The sequence below is a fragment of the Thalassobaculum salexigens DSM 19539 genome, assembly GCF_000423805.1.
GTDB lineage: Bacteria > Pseudomonadota > Alphaproteobacteria > Thalassobaculales > Thalassobaculaceae > Thalassobaculum > Thalassobaculum litoreum.
In genome coordinates, this window is record NZ_KE384093.1 from 2,208,231 (window position 1) to 2,231,237 (window position 23,007).

The 23,007-nt window shown below is 66.2% G+C and carries 23 protein-coding genes; 2 read left to right on the top strand and 21 right to left on the bottom strand.

Annotation, left to right across the window (positions count from 1 at the left end; translation table 11 throughout):
• Positions 1–3 precede the first annotated feature (3 nt).
• The 6 genes from ribB to rpiB form a co-directional block, all read right to left on the bottom strand.
• Positions 4–1,158 (bottom strand): 3,4-dihydroxy-2-butanone-4-phosphate synthase, encoded by a 1,155-nt coding sequence (gene ribB, locus G578_RS0114730; protein ID WP_028794882.1) that lies wholly within the window; start codon positions 1,156–1,158, stop codon positions 4–6.
• A complete protein-coding gene (locus G578_RS0114735) occupies positions 1,158–1,787 on the bottom strand; it encodes a riboflavin synthase (RefSeq protein ID WP_028794883.1) in 630 nt (209 codons plus the stop codon). Before G578_RS0114735 ends, ribB begins: the two co-directional genes overlap by 1 nt.
• 9 nt (positions 1,788–1,796) lie before the next feature.
• A complete protein-coding gene (gene ribD, locus G578_RS26500) occupies positions 1,797–2,933 on the bottom strand; it encodes a bifunctional diaminohydroxyphosphoribosylaminopyrimidine deaminase/5-amino-6-(5-phosphoribosylamino)uracil reductase RibD (protein WP_245565615.1) in 1,137 nt (378 codons plus the stop codon).
• A gap of 25 nt (positions 2,934–2,958) precedes the next feature.
• Positions 2,959–3,429 (bottom strand): transcriptional regulator NrdR, encoded by a 471-nt coding sequence (gene nrdR / locus G578_RS0114745; protein ID WP_028794884.1) that lies wholly within the window; start codon positions 3,427–3,429, stop codon positions 2,959–2,961.
• A gap of 20 nt (positions 3,430–3,449) precedes the next feature.
• Entirely contained in the window at positions 3,450–4,769 is a 1,320-nt protein-coding gene (glyA, locus tag G578_RS0114750) for a serine hydroxymethyltransferase (protein WP_028794885.1), read from the bottom strand.
• An 84-nt stretch (positions 4,770–4,853) separates the two neighbouring features.
• Positions 4,854–5,303 (bottom strand): ribose 5-phosphate isomerase B, encoded by a 450-nt coding sequence (gene rpiB, locus G578_RS0114755; protein ID WP_028794886.1) that lies wholly within the window; start codon positions 5,301–5,303, stop codon positions 4,854–4,856.
• A 316-nt stretch (positions 5,304–5,619) separates the two neighbouring features.
• On the opposite strand from rpiB, the gene G578_RS0114760 reads away from it, so the two are divergent.
• The gene (locus G578_RS0114760; protein WP_028794887.1) at positions 5,620–6,069 is read left to right on the top strand and encodes a Ros/MucR family transcriptional regulator; all 450 of its coding nucleotides are present in this window, start codon (positions 5,620–5,622) and stop codon (positions 6,067–6,069) included.
• 42 nt (positions 6,070–6,111) lie between these two features.
• On the opposite strand, the gene G578_RS0114765 is transcribed toward G578_RS0114760, so the two are convergent.
• A complete protein-coding gene (locus tag G578_RS0114765) occupies positions 6,112–6,315 on the bottom strand; it encodes a DUF6898 family protein (protein ID WP_028794888.1) in 204 nt (67 codons plus the stop codon).
• Positions 6,316–6,395: 80 nt separating this feature from the next.
• Here G578_RS0114765 and G578_RS0114770 point away from each other — a divergent pair, with 80 nt between their 5' ends.
• Positions 6,396–7,625 carry an acyl-CoA dehydrogenase gene (locus G578_RS0114770; RefSeq protein WP_051244817.1) on the top strand — a complete coding sequence of 410 codons (1,230 nt, stop codon included), beginning with the start codon at positions 6,396–6,398 and terminating at the stop codon, positions 7,623–7,625.
• Between the two features lie 136 nt (positions 7,626–7,761).
• Here the strand turns inward: G578_RS0114770 and G578_RS26505 are convergent, their stop codons facing one another.
• The 14 genes from G578_RS26505 to nuoF form a co-directional block, all read right to left on the bottom strand.
• The gene (locus G578_RS26505; protein WP_051244818.1) at positions 7,762–8,187 is read right to left on the bottom strand and encodes a hypothetical protein; all 426 of its coding nucleotides are present in this window, start codon (positions 8,185–8,187) and stop codon (positions 7,762–7,764) included.
• Positions 8,188–8,862: 675 nt separating this feature from the next.
• Positions 8,863–9,114 (bottom strand): DUF1467 family protein, encoded by a 252-nt coding sequence (locus tag G578_RS0114780; RefSeq protein ID WP_028794890.1) that lies wholly within the window; start codon positions 9,112–9,114, stop codon positions 8,863–8,865.
• A 6-nt stretch (positions 9,115–9,120) separates the two neighbouring features.
• Complete coding sequence (mce, locus tag G578_RS0114785) at positions 9,121–9,525, bottom strand: methylmalonyl-CoA epimerase (RefSeq protein ID WP_028794891.1); 405 nt, start codon at positions 9,523–9,525, stop codon at positions 9,121–9,123.
• Between the two features lie 14 nt (positions 9,526–9,539).
• Positions 9,540–11,219 carry a ribonuclease J gene (locus G578_RS0114790; protein ID WP_028794892.1) on the bottom strand — a complete coding sequence of 560 codons (1,680 nt, stop codon included), beginning with the start codon at positions 11,217–11,219 and terminating at the stop codon, positions 9,540–9,542.
• The gene (locus G578_RS0114795) at positions 11,216–12,034 is read right to left on the bottom strand and encodes a type III pantothenate kinase (RefSeq protein WP_028794893.1); all 819 of its coding nucleotides are present in this window, start codon (positions 12,032–12,034) and stop codon (positions 11,216–11,218) included. Before G578_RS0114795 ends, G578_RS0114790 begins: the two co-directional genes overlap by 4 nt.
• Before the next feature lie 64 nt (positions 12,035–12,098).
• The gene (nuoN, locus tag G578_RS0114800; protein ID WP_028794894.1) at positions 12,099–13,550 is read right to left on the bottom strand and encodes an NADH-quinone oxidoreductase subunit NuoN; all 1,452 of its coding nucleotides are present in this window, start codon (positions 13,548–13,550) and stop codon (positions 12,099–12,101) included.
• Positions 13,551–13,569: 19 nt separating this feature from the next.
• On the bottom strand, positions 13,570–15,081 hold the full coding sequence (locus tag G578_RS0114805; protein WP_028794895.1) for an NADH-quinone oxidoreductase subunit M: 1,512 nt from the start codon (positions 15,079–15,081) through the stop codon (positions 13,570–13,572).
• A 4-nt stretch (positions 15,082–15,085) separates the two neighbouring features.
• Positions 15,086–17,017: an NADH-quinone oxidoreductase subunit L gene (gene nuoL / locus G578_RS0114810; RefSeq protein WP_028794896.1), complete on the bottom strand. Its 1,932-nt coding sequence runs from the start codon at positions 17,015–17,017 to the stop codon at positions 15,086–15,088.
• A gap of 4 nt (positions 17,018–17,021) precedes the next feature.
• The gene (gene nuoK, locus G578_RS0114815) at positions 17,022–17,330 is read right to left on the bottom strand and encodes an NADH-quinone oxidoreductase subunit NuoK (RefSeq protein ID WP_028794897.1); all 309 of its coding nucleotides are present in this window, start codon (positions 17,328–17,330) and stop codon (positions 17,022–17,024) included.
• A 1-nt stretch (position 17,331) separates the two neighbouring features.
• The gene (locus G578_RS0114820) at positions 17,332–17,940 is read right to left on the bottom strand and encodes an NADH-quinone oxidoreductase subunit J (protein ID WP_028794898.1); all 609 of its coding nucleotides are present in this window, start codon (positions 17,938–17,940) and stop codon (positions 17,332–17,334) included.
• A gap of 96 nt (positions 17,941–18,036) precedes the next feature.
• A complete protein-coding gene (gene nuoI, locus G578_RS0114825) occupies positions 18,037–18,525 on the bottom strand; it encodes an NADH-quinone oxidoreductase subunit NuoI (protein WP_028794899.1) in 489 nt (162 codons plus the stop codon).
• Between the two features lie 20 nt (positions 18,526–18,545).
• Entirely contained in the window at positions 18,546–19,550 is a 1,005-nt protein-coding gene (nuoH, locus tag G578_RS0114830) for an NADH-quinone oxidoreductase subunit NuoH (RefSeq protein ID WP_028794900.1), read from the bottom strand.
• Positions 19,551–19,572: 22 nt separating this feature from the next.
• Complete coding sequence (gene nuoG / locus G578_RS0114835) at positions 19,573–21,672, bottom strand: NADH-quinone oxidoreductase subunit NuoG (protein WP_028794901.1); 2,100 nt, start codon at positions 21,670–21,672, stop codon at positions 19,573–19,575.
• Between the two features lie 30 nt (positions 21,673–21,702).
• On the bottom strand, positions 21,703–23,007 hold the full coding sequence (gene nuoF, locus G578_RS0114840) for an NADH-quinone oxidoreductase subunit NuoF (protein ID WP_028794902.1): 1,305 nt from the start codon (positions 23,005–23,007) through the stop codon (positions 21,703–21,705).

The window sequence follows — 23,007 nt, forward strand, 5'->3', positions numbered from 1 at the left end:
TTCTCACACGTCGACGGGGATCGGGCGCTGTTCGACGACGCTGAGGCCGTATCCGTCGAGCCCGATAATGGTTCGTTTGGTGTTGGACAGCAGCACCATCTCGTGGATGCCCAGGTCCAGCAGGATCTGCGCGCCGACGCCGTAGTCGCGCAGCTCGGCATGGGGCACCCGCCCCTCCGCCTCGGCGCGCAGCTTGTCGCGCACCCGGTCGGACAGGGAGGTGGCGCTCGGCTCGCGGATCAGCACGACCACGCCGCGGCCGGCCTCGCCGATCAGCTTCATGGCCGACCCCAGGGTGCCGCCGCGCTTGCCGCTGTCGTCGCCCAGCACGTCGTCCAGCACGTTCAGCGCATGCATACGCACCAGCACCGGGTCCTTGGTGGTGATGTCGCCCTTCACCAGGACCACATGCTCGGCATAGGTCACCTTGTTGGTGTAGACGATCATCCGCCAGTCGCCGCCGAACTTGCTGCGCAGGGTGGTCTCCACCGCGCGGTCGACGACACTTTCGGTGCGCCGGCGATAGGCGATCAGGTCGGCGATCGTGGCGATCTTCAAGTTGTGGAACTGGGCGAACTGCACCAGATCCGGCAGCCGCGCCATGGTGCCGTCGTCGTTCATGATCTCGCAGATCACGCCGGACGGGTTCAGCCCGGCCATGCGGGCGATGTCGACCACCGCCTCGGTATGGCCGGCGCGCACCAGTGTGCCGCCCTCGCGCGCCATCAGCGGGAAGACGTGGCCCGGCGTGACGATGTCCTCGCGGCCGCGCTGCGGGTCGATGGCGACCTGAATGGTATGGGCGCGGTCATGGGCCGAGATGCCGGTGGTCACCCCCTCGCGCGCCTCGATGGAGACGGTGAAGGCGGTCTCGTGCCGAGTCTCGTTGCGCGACGACATCAGCGGCAGGCCGAGCTTGTCGATCCGGTCGCGGGTCAGCGACAGGCAGATCAGCCCGCGGGCGTGCTTGGCCATGAAGTTGATGACTTCCGGCGTGGCCATCTGGGCGACCACGCAGATATCGCCTTCGTTCTCCCGGTTCTCGTCGTCGACCAGGATGAACATCCGTCCGGAGCGGGCCTCCTCGACGACTTCCTCGATGGAGGAGAGCGCGCCGGTATAGACCTCCGACAGGGAGTGCGGTTGCTGCTCGGACATCACGATCCATTCGTTCGGCTGATCAGCGACGAGACGGGCACCGTCCCGGTCTCGGCGAGGCGCGCAACGTACCGCGCAAGAAGATCCACTTCCATGTTCAAATTGTCCCCGACGGACCGCTCGCGGAAGGTGGTGTGATCCCAGGTATGGGGGATCAGGTTGAGCTCGAAACGCCGGCCCTGGACCGCGTTCACGGTCAGCGACACGCCGTCGAGGCAGACCGAGCCCTTGGTGGCGACGAAGCCCTCCAGTCCCTCCGGCGCCTCCACCGACAGCCGGTGGCTGTCCCCGTCGCGACCGACGGCGACCAGCCTGGCCATCCCGTCCACATGGCCGGTGACCAGATGGCCGCCCAGTTCGGAGCCCAGGGTCAGCGAACGCTCCAGGTTGATCGGCGTGCCCTCGACCCAGGTGCCGAGCGTGGTCTTCGACAGGGTCTCGGCGGAGACGTCGACGGAAAAGCCGTCGGCCGTCTTCTCGACGACGGTCAGACAGGCGCCGCCGCAGGCGATGGACGCGCCGATATCGACGCTGTCCATGGCGTAGCCGGTGGCGATGACGAAGCGCGTGTCGCCGCGCTGCTCGACCGACCGCACGCGGCCGATATCTGTGATGATGCCTGTGAACATGGCCGCAACCTATGTCCGTCGGCGCAGAGTTTCCAGAGTATCTGCACCAAGACACTCGATCCCGTCCGACTGGAATCGCGGCGCACCGTCCAGATCGGTGACCGAAATCCCGTCCAGCGCGGCTCTTCCGTCGCCGCCGATGGCCACCGGCGCACGGAACAGGGCCAGGGTATCGACCGCGTCGGCCTTCAGAAAAGCTGCCGCCACGGCGGCTCCCCCCTCCACCAGAACGCTGTTGATGCCCCGTTCGCCCAGGGCGGCCAGAGCCGCGTCGATCTCGGGGCGGCCGTCAGGGGCGGTGGCGACGGGGATCACCGTCACGCCCCGCGCTTCCAGAGCGCCGTGCCGGTCCGATGGCGCCCCCTGCCCGCAGATCACCCAGGTCGGGGTCTGCGCGGCGGTGGCGACGAGGCGGGCGGATGGCGACAGGGCGAGCCCGCTGTCGAGCACCACCCGCACCGGCGACTGCGCCTCCAGCCCAGGCAGGCGGCAGGTCAGCGCCGGATCGTCGGCCGTGGCGGTGCCGGCGCCGACCAGGATGGCGTCGTGGCGCGCCCGCATCAGGTGGCCGCATGCCCGTGCCTGCGGCCCGGTGATCCATCGGCTGGCGCCGGTGGCGGTGGCGATGCGGCCGTCCAGGCTGGTGGCGAGCTTCAGGGTGACCGTCGGCCGGCCGATGCGGGTGCGCGACAGATATCCGGCGAGCCCTGCCTCGGCGGCGGCGGTCTCCACGCCGGTCACCACCGCGATCCCGGCCGCGCGCAGCATCGCCAGCCCGCCGCCGTCGACCCGGGGGTCCGGATCCTCCACGGCGACCACGACCCGGGCGACGCCGGCCTCGATCAGCGCGTTGGAACAGGGCGGCGTTCGGCCCCAATGGGCGCAGGGCTCCAGGGTGACATAGGCCGTCGCCCCCCGCGCCGCCTCGCCCGCCATCGCCAGGGCATTGGCCTCGGCATGGGGTCGGCCGCCGTCGGAGGTCCGGGCGCGGGCGACGATCTCGCCGTCACGGACCAGGACGCAGCCGACGGAGGGGTTCTCCGCCGTGCGCCCGAGCCCGCGCCGGGCGAGCCGCAGCGCGACCGCCATGAAGGCGCGGTCGGCTGCGGTGATGGTGGATGCGGTGATGGTGGATACGGAGGTCATGGCGGACCGCCCTGCCCTTCGGCGGTCAGTCGTCGTTGTAGTTGCCGCCGCTCTGAATTTCCTCGACGAAGTTCTCGAAGTCCTTCGCCTCGCGGAAATTCTTGTAGACCGAGGCGAAGCGCACATAGGCGACCGGGTCCACATTGGCGAGCGCGTCCATGACCATCTCGCCGATGACCTCGGACGGGATCTCGCTCTCGCCCATGCTCTCCAGGCGCCGGACGATACCGGTCACCAGACGCTCTATGCGCTCGGGATCGACCGGTCGCTTGCGCAGGGCGATCTGGATCGACCGCGCCAGCTTGTCCCGGTCGAAGGGCGCGCGCTTGCCCGTCTTCTTGACCACCGTCAGCTCGCGAAGCTGCACCCGCTCGAACGTGGTGAAGCGGGCGCTGCATTCCGGGCAGAACCGGCGGCGCCTTATGGCGGTGTTGTCCTCGGTGGGACGCGAGTCCTTCACCTGGGTGTCGTCGTTACCGCAGAACGGACAGCGCATGCCTCTACTCCCTCACTCGCTCAGGCCGCGCCCGGATAGATCGGGAAGCGGTTGCACAACGCCTCGACCTTGGCCCGGACCTGGGCCTCGACCTGGCCGTCGCCCTGGCCGTCGCCCTCCGGGTTGCGCGCCAGACCGTCCAGCACGTCGCCGATCAGCTCGCCGACCTGACGGAACTCGGCCACGCCGAAACCGCGGGTGGTGCCGGCCGGGGTGCCCAGGCGCACGCCGGAGGTGATCATCGGCTTCTGCGGGTCGAACGGCACGCCGTTCTTGTTGCAAGTGATGCCGGAGCGCTCCAGGGCGTGCTCGGTATCGCGGCCGGTCAGCCCCTTGGGCCGCAGGTCGACCAGCATCAGGTGGCTGTCGGTGCCGCCGGAGACGATATCCAGGCCCCGGCCCTTCAGCACCTCGGCCAGCGCCTTGGCGTTGTCGACCACGGCCTGGGCATAGGCCTTGAACTCGGGACGCAGCGCCTCGCCGAAGGCGACCGCCTTGGCGGCGATCACATGCATCAGCGGACCGCCCTGCAGACCGGGGAAGACGGCGGAGTTGATCTTCTTCCCGATATCCTCGTCGCGCGACAGGATCATGCCGCCGCGCGGGCCGCGCAGGGTCTTGTGGGTGGTCGTGGTCACCACATCGGCATGGGGCAGCGGGCTCGGCAGCACGCCGCCGGCGACCAGGCCGGCGAAATGCGCCATGTCGACCATGAACAGCGCGCCGACGCCGTCGGCGATCTGGCGGAAGCGCACGAAGTCGATCTCGCGCGGATAGGCCGAGCCGCCGGCGATGATCATGGCCGGCTTGTGCTCCTTGGCCAGCGCCTCGACCTGATCGTAGTCGATCGTGCCGGCTTCCTTGGTCACGCCGTAGCCGATGGCGTTGAACCACTTGCCCGACAGGTTCGGCTTCGCGCCATGGGTCAGGTGACCGCCGGCGTCCAGCGACATGCCGAGAATCGTGTCGCCCGGCTTCAGCAGGGCCAGGAACACCGCCTGGTTGGCGGACGCCCCGCAATGGGGCTGCACGTTGACGAACGGGCAGTCGAACAGCTTCTTGGCCCGGTCGATGGCGAGCTGCTCGGCGATGTCCACGAACTCGCAGCCGCCGTAGTAGCGCCGGCCCGGATAGCCTTCGGCGTACTTGTTGGTGAGAACCGAGCCCTGGGCCTCCAGCACGGCGCGGGAGACGATGTTCTCCGAGGCGATCAGCTCGATCTGGGACTGCTGTCGGTGCAGCTCCTTGGTGATCGAGCCGAGCAGCTCGGCATCGCTCTCGGCCAGGGAGGCGCCGAAAAAGGTTTCGGCATTGGTGTGAAGATCATTGGCGAGGGTCATGAAGAGATCGGTCTCCTTCGGACCTCAGTCTGGTGTCAGGTGGTGGCGGTTGTCGCCCGGCTCGGGGCCGATGGCGGCGGCGCCTTACAGTTCCGGCGGATTGGTCATCTTGCCGACCCGCCTGGTGTGGCGGTCGCCGCCGAAGTCGGTGGTAAGAAACGTTTGCAGGCAGTCCCGGGCAACCTCGACGCCGAGCAGCCGCCCGCCCAGGGCAATCACGTTGGCATCGTTATGCTCCCGGCACAGCCGCGCGGTGGTTACATCGTGGCACATGGCGGCGCGCACCCAGGGATATCTGTTGGCGGCGATGCTGATTCCAAGGCCGGTGCCGCAGACCAGCACGCCGCGGGACGCGGTTCCGTCCTTCAGGGCGCGGGCCATCTCGACGGCGAAATCCGGATAATCAACCGACGCCGCGCCGTCCGTCCCGAGATCCAGCACCTCGAATCCTTTCTCGCGCAGAAAATCCACGAGGTCGGTCTTCAGCGGATAACCGGCATGATCGGACGCAATGGCGATCGCGGCAGAGGTCATAGTCGAAGGCTCCGGGGCAGGTTCGACCCTATATAAGCCAACTTGCCGGTGCGATGCCACAAAAGCTGGCACTACTCGGTATTGAAATCCTGTGAGTTTTCACCATCTGCCCAGCTTCTGGCGCAACACGCGCGATCCCGACCGACTTTCCCTTCAATGACAAATTTCATGGGGAAATTATTTCAACAGCCGTGCAATAAGTGCTGTCCCATACTTAAAGTTAGTCACTGAAATTCTTGCAGAATGTATTGACTTGCCTTGTCGCCTGTGTCAGCACATCTGTTATGCAATGTTCCCCACAAAATTGAGCTTTTCAATGAGCGAAGACGCCAAGACTGAAACAGCCGCCGGTAAATCGATGATCGAAATGACGACCCAGGTCGTCGCGGCTTATCTGAGCAACAACTCGGTCGCCTCCAATCAAATCGCGGAGGTGATCAATACGGTTCACGATGCGCTCAACAATCTGAATGAGGGTGGCGGCGAGCCGGAGCCGGAGCCGCTGAAGCCTGCCGTTCCGATCAAGAAGTCGGTGACGCCGGATTACATCGTTTGCCTGGAAGATGGCAAGCAGTTGAAGATGCTGAAGCGTCACCTGCGCACCACCTACGACATGACTCCAGAGGATTATCGGGCGAAGTGGGGGCTGCCGGCCGATTATCCGATGGTGGCGCCGAACTACGCGGCTCAGCGCTCGGAGTTCGCCAAGAAGATCGGCCTCGGCCGTCAGACCTCCCGCCGCGGGGGGCGTCGCAAGAGCGCGTAACCGCCGACTTTTCGATTTTTCGAATAGTGGACGGCCGTCGGCTTACCGGCGGCCGTCTTTCTTTTGCTTGTTCATCACGTATTCCAGCTTGCGGATCGCCAGCTGGCGCAGGGCCGCCTCGCCGCGCGTCGGATCGCCGACGATCGAGACCTCGGTACCCGTAACCGGATCGATGGCGCTCACCTTCACGTAGGCGCCCCGCGAAATGAACTCCAGAATCACTCGATTGTCGTTTCTAGGGGGCATTCTCGTCTCTGGATGTTTGGACGCTACGCATTGCCGCCGTATATAAGAACGAACGAACCAAGATTACGAGGTAGATCGACATGGCCCCGCCCGTCGCCGCCGTCGCTGACAAGCCGGCATCCGACATCAAGAAGCGTCCCGATTTCGTCTGGGATGATCCGCTCCTTCTGGAGGACCAGCTCACCGAAGAAGAGCGCATGATCCGAGACTCCGCGCGGGACTACTGCCAGGAGAAGCTCCTGCCGCGCGTGACCGAAGGTTTCCGCCACGAGACCTTCGACCGGGACATCATGACCGAAATGGGCGCGCTGGGTCTGCTCGGCGCGACCATCCCCGAGGAATACGGCGGCGCCGGCGTGAACCACGTCTGCTACGGCCTGATCGCCCGCGAGGTCGAGCGCGTCGATTCCGGCTACCGCTCGGCGATGTCCGTGCAGTCCAGCCTGGTCATGCACCCGATCTACACCTACGGCTCCGAGGAGCAGCGCAAGAAGTACCTGCCGAAGCTCGCCAGCGGCGAGTGGGTCGGCTGCTTCGGCCTGACCGAGCCGGATCACGGCTCCGATCCGGGCGGTATGAAGACCCGCGCGGTGAAGGTCGACGGCGGCTACAAGGTGTCCGGCGCCAAGATGTGGATCACCAACTCGCCGATCGCCGACGTGTTCGTGATCTGGGGCAAGACCGAGGACGGCAAGATCCGCGGCTTCGTGCTCGAGAAGGGCATGGAGGGTCTGTCGGCCCCGAAGATCGAGGGCAAGTTCAGCCTGCGCGCCTCCATCACCGGCGAGATCGTGATGGACGGGGTCTTCGTCCCCGACGAGAACCTGCTGCCGAACATCTCCGGCCTGGGCGGCCCGTTCGGCTGCCTGAACAAGGCACGCTACGGCATCTCCTGGGGCGCGCTGGGCGCGGCCGAGGCCTGCTGGCACGCGGCGCGAGACTACACCATGGAGCGCACCCAGTTCGGCCGGCCGCTGGCCGCCAACCAGCTGATCCAGAAGAAGCTGGCGGACATGCAGACCGAGATCACGATCGGCCTGCAGGCCTGCCTGCGCCTGGGCCAGCTGCTGGACCAGGGCCGCGGCGCGCCGGAGGCGATCTCGCTGGCCAAGCGCAATTCCTGCGGCAAGGCGCTGGACATCGCCCGCATGGCCCGCGACATGCACGGCGGCAACGGCATCTCCGACGAGTACGGCGTGATCCGCCACGTGCTCAATCTGGAGGCCGTGAACACCTACGAAGGCACCCACGACGTGCACGCCCTGATCCTGGGCCGCGCCCAGACCGGCCTGCAGGCGTTTACCGGGTAAGGCAGACGTCCAGGGAGGGCTCCGCCGCCGCGGGGCCCTCCCCATGACGTCATCCTGACTTGCGTCAGAATGACTGGGAGTGCCGGTACCGTCAGAGGCTCGATCCTGACTTGCGTCAGGATGACGGGATGGTTGGCTACTGCGCCTCCGCCGCCCGGCAGAGATCGGCGAGGGCGGCGGCTTCCGCATTGTCGAGACGCTCGCCGTTGAAGGTCAGGGCGCCGGACAGCAGATCGTATTTCACCGTCCCCACCACCGCCTGGCCCCGGGGGGCCAGCGCCGTGTCGGACGCCACCCCGTAATTCGACAGCAGGTCGTAGGTGACGTCGAAGGTCACCTCGGTCGGAGTCTTGATCGTCACGGAACCCGGAAGGTCGGCGGGCGCGACGGCATTGCCGTTCACATCGACGCCGGGCTTATAGGCCACGTCGGCGCTCGGCTGATGGCGCACCAGCCGCTGGCAGTCGGTCGCGGTCACGGTGATGGTGGAGGCGCGGGCGGTCGAATCGCCGGCCGCTTCGAGGACGAACACAGCACAAAAACCGATGGTGGCGGCCAGCACCTGGTGCCTCGCGCGATCCGGCGACCTTCGGAACGTAAAGTGACGCGCGTCCATGACCGGTTCTCCTAACTGCGAGATACAAACATACTCGTTAGGATGCGAACGTGTTCAAAAATTGTCCGCAAATGACTTTTTTTGGTCGACGCGCCCGGTGCGATACCCTATCTTTCGCGGGCAAAGAAAAGACCGCACCGGCGTAGCCGGCACGGCCCGAGTTTAGGGAGGAAACGCCATCAGGCGTATGTGATCGCCAACGATCACAGTCAGGAAAATAGTCCTGACCAAAGGGAGTGGCAAGGCTTTATCGCCTCAGCCGCTCTTTTTTTTGGCAAAAATCATGTGGATGTGCATTTTTTAGGCAATTGTCACTTTTAGAAGCGGGCATTTGGCACAGTCTTGTGCACCGCAGCATGTTTCCGCGCTGCAACCGCGGCCTTCTTCCCCTTCCCGTCTTCCCGGCCTCGCGCCGGGACCCGGAAAAGGAGCGGCTGGATCGTCTTAAAAAGTCGTGAGTCGGTCCCGCAAGCGGTCACCCTGGATCCCGGCGCAAGGTCGGGAAGACGGCAGGAGGACACGGGAGGACGGCAGCGGCGGAGGAGCAGCGGCGGAGGAGCAGCGGCGGAGGAGCAGCGGCGGAGGAGTGGCGGAGGTGCGGCGACCGGGCCGCCCCTGCCCTCACATCCAGTCCTTGATCATCTCGCGGAACGAGATCAGATCGGAGCGGATGATCTGGTCGATGATGACCCACAGGACCGCGGCGATCAGCGTCGTGGCGACGAGCTTGATCGCCAGCATCGGCTTCTTCGGCGCACCGGCGTCGTTGCCCGGCTGCACGGCGTCGTCGCGGCGCACGCCGACCGGCAGGGCCATGAACAGCACCCACCACCACAGAATGACGTAGACGACAATTCCGGAGACCAGATCCATGGGGGCTCAGACCTGCTCGAGTTCGACCAGGGTCCCGGCGAAGTCCTTGGGGTGCAGAAACAGCACCGGCTTGCCGTGGGCGCCGGTCTTCGGCTCGCCGTCGCCCAGCACCCGGGCGCCGTCGGCCTTCAGCCGGTCGCGCGCTGCCAGGATGTCGTCCACCTCGTAGCAGACGTGGTGGATGCCGCCGGACGCGTTCTTCTCCAGGAAGCCGGTGATCGGCGAGCCGTCGCCCAGGGGATGCAGCAGCTCGATCTTGGTGTTCGGCAGCTCGACGAAGACCACGGTCACGCCGTGCTCCGGCAGCTCCAGGGGCTGCGAGACGGCCGCCCCCAGGGTGTCGCGATAGGTGGCGGTCGCCGCCTCCAGGTCGGGAACGGCGATGGCGACGTGGTTCAATCGGCCGATCATAGTCTCGGGCTCCGTCAGATCCTCACGATATGGACGTCGGTCACCGGGCGCTTGTTGAACTCGTCGCGCACGATGCGCCGCACCATGCGCCGGGCCGCCTCGCGCACGGCATCGTCCTCGCGCCGGTCGCGGTTGGACAGCTTGCGCAGGGTCTCCTGCAGGGCGTCGGCGGCGTCCAGGGCGACGTCCTCGGCATCCTCGGGATCGGCGATGCCGACCAGGGAGACGACCGGATCCGCCTGAAGGTTGCCCTTGGCGTCCAGCACCAGGGTGACCGTCGCCGCCCCGTTGTGCAGCATTCGCCGCCGGTCGCGCAAGGTTTCGGACTGCAGGCCGAGGATCTGGCCGTCATCGACCACCTGGGCTCCCTTGCCCTCCACCCATTCCACGATCTCGGCATGGCCGGAGGCGAGCCGGATCAGGCTGCCGTTGGACGGCACCACGGTCTCCGGCACCTGGCAGGCCTTGGCCAGCCGCGCGTGCTCGCGCAGGTGGCGGGCATCGCCATGCACCGGGATCGCGATCTGCGGGCGCAGCATCTGGTACATCTCGGCCAGCTCCTCGCGGGCCGGGTGGCCGGAGACGTGGATGCCGGGCTGGTCCTCGGTGGTGATGATCTCCACCCCGCGGGCGGCGAGCCGGTTCTGCACCCGGCCGATGGCCCGCTCGTTGCCGGGGATCTGGCGCGAGGAGAAGATGCAGATGTCGCCCTCGCCCAGGGAGACGTGCGGATGGGCGCCGTCGGAGATCCGCGACAGGGCGGCCCGGGACTCGCCCTGGCTGCCGGTGCAGATCAGGACGATCTTGTCCTCCGGGAAATAGCCTGCCTCGTCCTCCTTCACGAAGGCCGGGGCGTCCTGCAGATAGCCGTTCTCCTTGGCCGCGTCGTGCATCCGCCACAGGGAGCGGCCGATCAGGGCACACTGCCGGTCGTTGGCGGCCGCCGCCATGGCGATGCTCTCCAGCCGCGCCACGTTGGAGGCGAAGCAGGCGACCGCGATCCGTCCCTGCCCGTCGTACTGGGCGAACAGCTCGGTCATGGCCATGCGGACCTCGGCCTCCGACCCGGTGCGGCCGGGCACGAAGACGTTGGTGCTGTCGCCCATCAGCGCCAGCACCCCCTCCTCGCCCACGGCGCGGATCGCGTCGAAATCGGTCGGCCCGCCGATGAACGGCGTGGGATCGAACTTCCAGTCGCCGCTGTGCACGACCGTGCCGGCACCGCAGCGCAGGACGATCATGTTCGGCTCGGGGATCGAATGGGTGACCCGAATCATCTCGATCTCAAACGGGCCAATGACCGCCGAACCGGCGACCGGGATCTCGATCAGCTCCACCTTCTCCAGAAGCCCGGCATCGATCAACTTGCGCCGCACCAGGGAGGCGGTGAAGGGCGTGCAGTAGATCGGGCAGCCCAGCCGCTCCCACAGATACGGCACCGCGCCGATATGGTCTTCGTGACCATGGGTCAGCAGCAGACCGCAGAGCTTGTCCTTCTGGGCCTCGATGGCGGAGATGTCCGGCAGGATGACGTCCACGCCCGGCGTGGTGTCGTCGCCGAAGGTGATGCCGAGATCGACCATCAGCCACTGTCCGGCATAGCCGTACAGGTTGACGTTCATCCCGATCTCGTCGGACCCGCCCAGCGGCAGGAAGTAGAGGTCGTCGTCGTTGGGGTTGAGCTTCAGGGTCATGCGGCTCCCGTCTGCCCCCGGTTCTTGTCGTGTATCATGCGCAATCCCGCCAATGTCAGGTCGTCGTCCACGATTTCGATGGCCGAGGTCCAGTCGGCGAACAGCGCCGCCAGGCCCCCGGTGCCGACCACCTTCATGGGCCGGCCGTATTCGGTGCGGATCCGCGCGACCAGACCCTCGATCATCGCCACATATCCCCAGAAGATCCCGGAATGCATGGCGGCGCGCGTGTTCTTGCCGATCACCCGGACCGGGTCGTTGTCGCCGGGCATGCGCTCCGGCGGCCGGATCGCCACCCGGGGAAGCTGGGCGGCGGCCATGTAGAGCGCCTCTAGGCTCAGGTTGATGCCCGGGCAGATGATGCCGCCGGCATAGCCGCCGTCGTCCTCCACCACGTCGAAGGTGGTGGCCGTGCCGAAATCCACGACGATCAGGGGCCCGCCATACAACTTGTGCGCCGCGACCGCGTTGACCACCCGGTCCGCTCCGACTTCTTCCGGCCGGTCGATCCGGACCTCGATGCCGATCTCGGTCGGGCTCTGGCCGATCACCATCGGGTCGATGCCGAAATGCTTGCGGCACAGGGTCTTCAGGTTGAACAGCGTGGCCGGTACCACCGTGGCGATGATCACGCTGTCGATACCACCGGTATTGAGCGCGTCCAGCGCCATGAGCTGGGTCAGCCACACGGCGTACTCGTCCGCCGTGCGGTCCGCGTTGGTCGAGGTGCGCCAGGAGCCGATCGGCTCCTCGCGCCCGTCTTCATAGACGGCGAACACCGTGTTGGTGTTGCCGCAGTCGATCACCAGCAGCATCTGTCATTCCCGGCCATGGCTAGTTACCGGGCCGATTACCGGATCGCCGCGCATCCGGCAGGGTCTAGGCCCCGATCAGGCTGGCGGCGGCGGCGGCGGCGGTATCGTAGATCGGCGACAGGCCGAGGAAGAACAGCACCGTGACCACCGCCGAACCGTACAGGATCAGCCGGAGGTCGCCGGCCACCGCTCCGTCGAGCGGCTGCTCCGCCTCGTCGAAATACATGATCTTCACGATCCGCAGATAGTAGAACGCGCCGATCACGCTGGCCAGGACGCCGACCACGGCGAGGCCGTAGAGACCGGCATCGAGCGCCGCCATGAACACGTACCACTTGCCGAAGAAGCCGGCGAGCGGCGGGATGCCCGCCATGGAGAACATGAAGATCATCAGCGCCAGGGCCATCATCGGATGGGTGCGCGACAGGCCGGCGAGATCCGACAGGCTCTCCACCAGGCGGCCGTCGCGGCGCATGCCGAGGATGACGGCGAAGGTGCCGACATTCATGAAGATATAGGTCGCCATGTAGATCATGACGCCCGTCACCCCGGCCTCGGTGCCGGCGGCCAGACCGACCAGGGCGTAGCCCATATGGCCGATCGAGCTGTAGGCCATCAGGCGCTTGATGTTGCTCTGCATGATCGCGGCGAGCGCGCCGACCACCATGGAGGCGAGCGAGACGAACACCACCACCTGCTGCCAGGAGGCCAGCAGGTCGCCGAACGGATCGACCATCACGCGCAGGAACAGGGCGATGGCGGCGACCTTCGGGGCGACGGCGAACAGCGCGGTCACCGGCGTCGGTGCGCCTTCGTAGACATCCGGCGTCCACATGTGGAACGGCACGGCGGACACCTTGAAGGCGAGGCCGCAGACCAGGAACACCAGGCCGACCACCAGGCCGGTCGACGGCGCCGCGCCGGTGCCCAGCACCGTGGCCAGGGTCTCGAAGCTGGTGGTGCCGGTGAAGCCGTAGATCATCGAACAGCCGTACAGCAGCAGGCCCGAGCTGAGCGCGCCGAGGACGAAGTACTTCAGGCCCGCCTCGGTGGATTTCAGCGTGTCGCGCCGGATCGACGCGACCACGTAGAGCGCCAGGCTCTGCAGCTCCAGGCCCATGTACAGCATGATCAGGTCCTTGGCGGAGACCATCAGCATCATGCCGAGCGTGGCGAACAGGATCAGCACCGGATACTCGAACCGGCCCGCCTGCTCGCGCTCCAGATAGCCGAGCGACAGGACGATCGAGAAGGCCGATCCCAGCAGGATCAGGATCTTGGCGTACTGGGCGAAGCCGTCGGTGACGAACAGGCCCTGGAAGGCGAGCGCCTCCCCGCCCTTGACCACCACCAGGACGGCCGCGACCGCCAGGGCCGCGATGGTCGCCCAGGACAGCATCTTCAGGCTGCTCTCGCCCTTGAAGACGCCCACCATGAGCAGCGCCAGGCCGGCGATGGCCAGGAAGATCTCCGCCGAGGCCGGCGCCATGATCGGAAGGGTCGTTGCCGCGTCCATATCCGTGCTCCCGGCCGTCTTAACGGGCCGCCAGGGCGGTGCCGGCTTCGCCGAGCGCCACCTTGTAATTCGTGATCAGGTTCTCCACCGAGGCCGACATCAGGTCGGTGAAGGTCGAAGGATAGATGCCCATCCACAGCACCAGGATGACCAGCGGCGCGAAGACCGCGATCTCCCGCGGGCTGAGATCCAGCAGCGCCTTGAGCTGCTCCTTCTCCAGCTTGCCGAAGATGACCCGGCGGTAGAGGTAGAGCATGTAGGCCGCGCCCAGGATCAGGCCGGTCGCCGTGAAGGCCGCGAGCCAGGTGTTGACCTGGAAGGCGCCGGCCAGGATCAGCAGCTCGCCGACGAAGCCCGAGGTACCCGGCAGGCCGACCGAGGCCATCATGAACAGCATGAAGATCAGGGCGTAGCGCGGCATGTTCTGCGCCAGACCGCCATAGGCGTCGATCTCGCGGGTGTGCATGCGGTCGTAGACCACGCCGACGCACAGGAACAGCGCGCCCGACACGATGCCGTGGGACAGCATCTGGAAGATCGAGCCCTCGACGCCCTGGGTGGTCATGGTGAACATGCCGACGGTCACGAAGCCCATATGGGCGACCGACGAATAGGCGATCAGCTTCTTCATGTCCTGCTGCACCAGCGCCACCAGCGAGGTGTAGATCACCGCCACCACGCTCAGCGTGTAGACCAGCGGCGCGAAATCGGCCGAGGCCTCCGGGAACATCGGGATCGAGAAGCGCAGGAAGCCGTAACCGCCCATCTTCAGCAGCACGCCGGCCAGGATGACGGAGCCGGCGGTCGGCGCCTCCACGTGGGCGTCCGGCAGCCAGGTATGCACCGGCCACATCGGTACCTTCACCGCGAAGGAGGCGAAGAAGGCCAGCCACAGCCAGGTCTGCAGCTCCGGCAGGAAGCGGGTCGCCATCAGCGTCGGGATGTCGGTGGTGCCGGCCTGCCAGTACATCGCCAGGATCGCCAGCATCATCAGGACGGAGCCGGCCAGCGTGTACAGGAAGAACTTGAAGGCCGCGTAGACCCGACGCGCCCCGCCCCACACGCCGATGATCAGGAACATCGGGATCAGGACGGCTTCGAAGAAGATGTAGAACAGGAAGATGTCCAGGGCGCAGAACATGCCCACCATCATGGTCTCAAGGACCAGGAAGGCGATCATGTACTCGCGCACCCGCTTCTGCACCGCTTCCCAGCTCGCCAGGATGCAGATCGGCGTCAGCAGGGTCGACAGCAGCACGAACCAGACCGAGATGCCGTCCACGCCCATGTGATAGGCGATCGACGAGCCCGGGATCCAGTCGACCTTCTGGACCAGCTGGAACTCAGCCGACTGGGGATCGAAATAGGTCAGGATCAGCAGCGAGATCAGAAACACCGAGCCCGACGCCACCAGGGCCAGCCAGCGCGAAGAGCTCGCGACCTGCTCCGGGGTGCCGCGGACCGTCAGAATGAACGCCACCCCGAGCAGGGGGCCGAACGTCACGATCGTCAGAAGCCATTGTTCGAGCATCAGCTCAACCCCCGAAGGCCAGGTACCAGGAGACCAGCGCCACGACACCGATCAGCATGGCGAATGCGTAGTGATAGAGGTAACCGGTCTGCAGTCGGGCCACCTGCCCCGCGCACCAGCGCGTCATGGCGCTCACGCCGTCCGGACCGAACCCGTTGATGATGGTGCCGTCGCCGGTCTTCCAGAACATCAGGCCGGCCTGCCAGGAGCGCTTGACGAACAGCCAGTCGTAAAGCTCGTCGAAGTACCACTTGTTCAGCAGGAACAGGTAGACCGGACGGATCGCGCTGGTGACCTTCGCCGGGATGCCCGGGTTCAGGATGTAGGCCACATAGGCCGCGCCGATGCCGATGACGCCGACCACCAGGGGCAGCAGCTTGACCCAGGTCGGCGAGTGATGCGCCGCCTCGATCACGTTGTTCTCTTCCAGCACCTTGATGGCCGAGCCCCAGAACGCGTCCATCTCGTGGCCGACGAAATACTCGTAGCCGATGAAGCCGCTGAACACCGCGCCGATCGCCAGCACGATCAGCGGAACCAGCATGACCGGCGGCGACTCATGGGCATGGTCGAAGGTGTGCTGATCCATCCGCGGCTTGCCGTGGAAGGTCATGAACAGCAGGCGCCAGGAATAGAACGCGGTCAGCAGGGCGGCGACGATGCCGGCCCAGAAGGCGAACTGCCCGGCCCCGGTATGGGCCGCGAAGGCGGACTCCAGGATCATGTCCTTGGAGTAGTAGCCGGCGAAGAACGGGATACCGGCCAGCGCCAGGGAGCCGATCCAGAACATGGCGTAGGTCCAGGGGATCTTGCGCCAGATGCCGCCCATGTTGCGCATGTCCTGCTCGTCGTGCAGGGCGTGGATCACTGAACCGGCCGACAGGAACAGCAGCGCCTTGAAGAAGGCGTGGGTCATCAGGTGGAAGATCGCCGCCGGATAGGCCGACACGCCGAGCGCGAAGAACATGTAGCCGAGCTGCGAACAGGTCGAATAGGCGATGACCCGCTTGATGTCGTTCTGGGTGGTGCCGACCGTCGCCGCGAAGAAGGCGGTGGCAGCACCGACGACGGTGACGACGACCAGGGCGGTCGGGGCGTATTCGAACAGCGGCGACATGCGCGCGACCAGGAACACGCCGGCGGTCACCATGGTGGCGGCGTGGATCAGGGCGGAGACAGGGGTCGGGCCTTCCATGGCGTCCGGCAGCCAGGTGTGCAGGCCGAGCTGGGCCGACTTACCCATGGCGCCGATAAACAGCAGGATGGCGATCACCGTCAGGGCGTCGACCTCCTCCCACCACAGGAAGCCGAAGGTGGTGCCGGCCATTTCCGGGGCGGCGGCGAAGATCGCGTCGAAACTCACCGCGTCGAACAGCAGGAAGCAGCCGAAGATGCCGAGCGCGAAGCCGAAATCGCCGACGCGGTTGACCACGAAGGCCTTGATCGCGGCGGCGTTGGCCGAGGGCCGGTCGTACCAGAAGCCGATCAGCAGATACGAGGCGACACCCACACCCTCCCAGCCGAAGAACATCTGGATCAGGTTGTCCGAGGTCACCAGCATCAGCATGGCGAAGGTGAAGAACGACAGATACGCCATGAACCGCGGGATCGACGGATCGTGGCTCATATAGCCGACGGAATAGACGTGGACGCAGGACGACACGACGGTGACCACGATCACCATGACGGCGGTCAGCGTGTCCCAGCGCAGCGCCCAGCTCGCCTCGAAGCTGCCGCTGTCGATCCAGGTGAAGAGCTCCACGGTCTGGGCGTTGCCCTGCAGGGCGACTTCCCAGAAGGCGACGATGCCGAGGACCGCGGAGGTGAGCATGGCGCCGCAGGTCACGATCTGCGCGCCGCGGTCCCCCAGTTTCTTGTTCCCGAAGCCGGCGATCAGGGCGCCGATGAGCGGAAGAAAGACGATGGCGGCGTACATCGGCTCAGCCCTTCATCAGATTGATGTCGTCGACCGCGATGGAGCCGCGGTTGCGGAAGAACACCACAAGGATGGCAAGGCCGATGGCCGCCTCGGCCGCGGCGACCGTCAGCACGAACACCGCGAAGACCTGGCCCACCAGGTCGCCGAGATGCGTCGAGAACGCCACGAAGTTGATGTTGACGGCCAGCAGCATGAGCTCGACCGACATCAGGATGATGATCACGTTCTTCCGGTTCAGGAAAATGCCGAAGATTCCCAGGGTGAACAGGATCGCGGCGACCGTGAGGTAATGGCCCAGAGCGATTTCCATCTCAGACCCCTCCCCCGCGGGTCACCTTGACGACCTCGACGACATCCTCCGGACGGCGCAGGTTCTGCTTGTCGATCGACTGGCGCTTGACGCCGGGACGCTGGCGCAGGGTCAGCACGATGGCGCCGATCATGGCGACCAGCAGCACGATGCCGGCGGTCTGGAAGGCCAGGACGTAGTGGGTGTAGATCACCTGGCCGAGCGCCTCGGTGTTGGTGACATCCTGCGGGATCGGCGAGGCGGCCACGACGGCGACCTCAGGCGCGAAGCTCCACACGCCGACGATCAAGATCAGCTCGGCCAGCAGCACCAGGCCGATCAGGCCGCCGATCGGCAGGTAGCGCGCGAAGCCCTGGCGCAGCTCGACGAAGTTGATGTCGAGCATCATCACCACGAACAGGAACAGCACCGCGACGGCGCCGACATAGACGACGACCAGGATCATCGCCAGGAACTCCGCGCCCATCAGGACGAAGAGACCGGCGGCATTGAAGAAGGCCAGGATCAGGAACAGCACCGAATGCACCGGATTGCGCGATGTGACGACCATCACGCCCGATGCGACCGCCACGAAGGCGAACAGGTAGAAGACTAAGGCCTGTAGAGCCATGCCGATCCCTTTCCCCGGTCTTTCGACCCGTCACCGATTAAATTCAACCGGTTATCCCGTATTTCTAAACCGATACCTAAGCTATGCGATGCGCCGTCAGCGATAGGGCGCATCGGCCGTCAGGTTCCGGCTGATCTCGACTTCCCAGCGGTCGCCGTTCGCGAGCAGCCTGTCCTTGTTGTAGAACAGCTCCTCGCGGGTCTCCGTCGAGAATTCGAAATTCGGTCCCTCGACGATGGCGTCCACCGGGCAGGCTTCCTGGCAGAAGCCGCAGTAGATGCACTTCGTCATGTCGATGTCGTAGCGCGTCGTGCGGCGCGACCCGTCGGCGCGCGGCTCGGCCTCGATGGTGATGGCCTGGGCCGGGCAGATCGCCTCGCACAGCTTGCACGCGATGCAACGCTCCTCGCCGTTCGGATAGCGGCGCAGCGCGTGCTCGCCCCGGAAGCGCGGGCTGAGCGGCCCCTTCTCATAGGGGTAGTTCAGCGTCACCTTGGGACGGAAGAAGTACTTCAGCGTCAGCGCCAGCCCGCCGACCAGCTCGGTCAGCAGCATGCTCTTGGCGCGGTATTGGACGGAAGCCATGGCTCAGCCTCTTCCTTTCCTCACGGAACCCAGTCGAAGGTCACCAGCACGCCGGCCGTGATCACCACCCACAGCAGCGACAGCGGCAGGAAGACCTTCCAACCGAGACGCATGAGCTGGTCGTAGCGATAGCGCGGGAACGTGGCGCGGACCCACAAGAAGACGAACAGGACCAGGGAGATCTTCAGGATGAACCAGATCGGTCCCGGGACCCAGTTGAACGGGGCGATGTCGAACGGTGCCAGCCAGCCGCCCAGGAACAGCACCACGGTGATGCCGCTCATCAGGATCATGTTGGCGTATTCGCCGAGGAAGAACAGCGCGAAGCTCATCGACGAATATTCGACGAAGTAACCGGCGACCAGCTCCGACTCGCCTTCCGGCAGGTCGAACGGCGCCCGGTTGGTCTCCGCCAGCGCGGAGATGAAGAACACCACGAACATCGGCAGCAGCGGGATCGCGAACCACACGGTGCGCTGCGCCTCGACGATGGCGGTCAGGTTCAGCGAGCCGACGCAGAGCAGCACGGTGATGATCACGAAGCCGATGGAGACCTCGTAGGACACCATCTGCGCCGCCGAGCGCAGGGCGCCGAGGAAGGCGTATTTCGAGTTCGAGGCCCAGCCCGACATGATGACGCCGTAGACGCCCAGCGAACTGATCGCGAACAGATACAGCACGCCGACATTGATGTCGGCCAGCACCATTCCCTTGTCGAACGGGATCACCGCCCAGGCGATCAGGCTGAGGATGAAGGTCAGCATCGGGGCCAGCAGGAAGATGATCTTGTTGGCGCCCGCCGGCAGGATGGTCTCCTTCGACAGCAGCTTCAGCGCGTCGGCGAACGGCTGGAACAGGCCGAACGGCCCGACCACGTTCGGCCCTTTGCGCAGCTGGATCGCGCCGATCACCTTGCGTTCGAAGAAGGTCAGGTAGGCCACCGCCACCAGCAGCGGCACCACCAAGGCCATGATCTGGGCGACGATGATCGCGCCCGGGATCACGTATGTATCGATGAACTCCATTACCCGCGCCCTGCCCCGCCGCTCATCCGTCCGTTCCGGTCGCCGCGCCGGCGCGCTTCGGCAGCACGAAGGCTTCCGTGCACTCGGCCATCGTCTTCGACGCGCGGCTGATCGGGTCGGTCATGTAGAAGTTATCGACCGGATACGCAAACGGCGTGTCGTCGGTCGCGCCGGCGGCGCCGAACGGTCCCCATTCCGCCGGCTCGATCGTGTCGATCGCGGCGAAGGTCGGGAAATCATTGCGCAGGGCCACGCGGACGTCCTCCAGCGTGGTGAAGGGCAGCGTCTTGCCGACCGCCTCGGACAGCGCCCGCAGGATCTTCCAATCCTCGCGCGCCTCGCCCGGCGGGAAGGTCGCGGCCACGCCCATCTGGATCCGGCCCTCGGTATTGGCGTAGAGCCCGTCCTTCTCGGTATAGGCGGCCCCCGGCAGGATCACGTCGGCGCCATGGGCACCGTTGTCGCCGTGATGGCCCTGATAGATCACGAAGGCGTCGCCGAACTCGCTCGCCACCTCGTCGGCGGCCAGCAGATAGACCAGCTTCACCGCGCCCGACTTGGCACCCTCGACGATGCCGGCCACGTCGCGGCCGCCCTCGCCCGGCAGGAAGCCCATGTCCAGGCCCGCGACCCGCGAGGCGGCGGTGTGCAGGACGTTGAAACCGTTCCAGGCCGGGATCTCGGTACCCTCGTCGTCCTTGGAGGCGGCGATCACCATGCCGGTGTCGTCGGCGATCTTGCGGGCGGCGGCGAGCACGGCGGCACCGTCCTCGCGGGTCAGCGCGCCCATGCCGACGACGATCATCGGCCGCTTGGCATCCTTCAGCACCTTGGCGAAGGCGTGGCTGCCGTCGGCGACCTCGGCCAGGGTCTTCGGCCCCGCACCCAGATGCTCGTAATCGTAGGTCAGGTCGACCGGCGCGCCGATCAGGCCGATGGCGACCGGCGCCGCCATCCAGCGCTTGCGGATGCGGGCATTGACCAGCGCCGCTTCCCAGCGCGGGTTGGTGCCGACCAGCAGGATTGCGTCGGCCTCCTCGATCCCGGCGATCGTGGTGTTGAACAGGTGGCCCGAGCGGGCACCCCCGCCGATCTTCGCGCCGTCCTGGCGGCAGTCGATATTGGCGCTGCCCAGATCGCCCATCAGGCGCTTCAACGCGTACATCGACTCGGCATCCACGGTGTCGCCGGCGATGGCGGCCATCTGGTCGCCCTTCAGCCCCTTCATCGCACCGGCCACGGCGGCGAAGGCCTCCGGCCAGCTCGCCGGCTGCAGCTTGCCGTCCTTGCGCACATACGGCCGGTCCAGGCGCTGGCGCTTCAGGCCGTCGCAGGCATAGCGGGTCTTGTCGGAGATCCACTCCTCGTTGACGTCCTCATGCAGCCGCGGCAGCACGCGCAGCACTTCGGCGCCGCGGGCGTCGACCCGGATGTTGGAGCCGACCGCGTCCATCACGTCGACGCTCTCGGTCTTCTTCAGCTCCCACGGGCGGGCGACGAAGGCGTAGGGCTTGGAGGTCAGCGCGCCGACCGGGCACAGGTCGATCACGTTGGCCGACAGCTCGCTGTCGAGCGCCTTCTCCAGATAGGTGGTGATCTCGGCGTCCTCGCCGCGGTTCAGCATGCCCATGTCGGTCACGCCGGCGATCTCGGTCGAGAACCGCACGCAGCGGGTGCAGTGGATGCAGCGGGTCATGATCGTCTTGACCAGCGGGCCCATGTACTTGTCGGTCACCGCGCGCTTGTTCTCGTCGTAGCGCGTCGAGTGGTAGCCGTAGCCCATGGCCTGGTCCTGCAGGTCGCACTCGCCGCCCTGGTCGCAGATCGGGCAATCCAGCGGGTGGTTGATCAGCAGGAATTCCATCGTGCCCTTCTGGGCCTTGCGGGCGACGTCGGACTGGGTGTGGATCACCATGCCGTCGCCGGCCGGAAAGGCGCAGGACGCGATCGGCTTCGGCGCCTTCTCCATCTCCACCAGGCACATGCGGCAGTTGCCCGCGACCGACAGGCGGTCGTGGAAGCAGAAGCGCGGCACCTCGGCGCCCGCGGCCTCGCAGGCCTGCAGAACGGTGGCTCCCTGGGGGACCTCGACCTCAATTCCGTCGACTGTCAGCTTCGGCATCGTGCCCTCTCTCCCGACCGTTCCTGGCCGTTACTCGGCGGCCTGGGCGGTCGCCGTCACCGGCTCGCCCGCCTTATGCGCCGCGATCCGACGTTCCATCTCCGGGCGGAAATGCCGGATCAGGCCCTGGATCGGCCACGCGGCCGCGTCACCCAATGCGCAGATCGTGTGACCCTCCACCTGGCGGGTCACCTCCTCCAGCGTGTCGATCTCGTCGACATCCGCCTCGCCGCGGACCATGCGCTCCATCACCCGGTACATCCAGCCGGTGCCCTCGCGGCACGGGGTGCACTGGCCGCAGCTCTCATGCTTGTAGAAGGCGCTCAGCCGGGCGATCGCCTTCACCACGTCGGTCTGCTTGTTCATGACGATGACCGCCGCGGTGCCGAGGCCCGAACGGACCTCGCGCAGCGAATCGAAGTCCATGAGGATCTCGTCGCAGGTCGATTTCGGCATCAGCGGCACCGAGGAGCCGCCCGGGATCACCGCCAGCAGGTTGTCCCAGCCGCCGATCACACCACCGGCATGCTTCTCGATGAGTTCCTTGAGCGGAATGCCGAGCTCTTCCTCGACGTTGCACGGATTGTTCACGTGGCCGGAGATCGAGAAGATCTTCGGCCCGGAATTCTTCGGCCGGCCGATGGCGGCGAACCACTCGGCCCCGCGCCGCATGATCGTCGGCGTGACCGCGATCGACTCGACGTTGTTCACCGTGGTCGGGCAGCCGTACAGGCCGACGCCGGCCGGGAACGGCGGCTTCAGGCGCGGCTGGCCCTTCTTGCCCTCCAGCGACTCCAGCAGCGCGGTCTCCTCGCCGCAGATATAGGCGCCGGCGCCGCGGTGCAGGACCACGTCGAAATCGTAGCCCGAGCCGCAGGCGTTCTTGCCGATCAGACCGGCGTCATACGCCTCGTCGATGGCGCGCTGCAGGGCCACGGCCTCGTTGTAGAACTCGCCGCGGATATAGATGTAGGCGGCCTTGGCCCGCATGGCGTAGCCGCCGACCACGCAGCCTTCGATCAGCTTGTGCGGATCGTGGCGCATGATCTCCCGGTCCTTGCAGGTGCCGGGCTCCGACTCGTCGGCGTTGACCACGAGGTAATGCGGCTTGTCCTTCACCTCCTTCGGCATGAAGGACCACTTCAGGCCGGTCGGGAAACCCGCGCCGCCGCGACCGCGCAGGCCGGAGGCCTTGATCACCTCGACGACGTCCTCCGGGGACATCGACAGGATCTCCTTGGTGTTGGACCAGTCGCCGCGCTTGCGCGCGCCGGCAAGGCTCGGGTCGAACCAACCGTAGAGGTTGGTGAAGATGCGATCGTCGTCCTTCAGCAT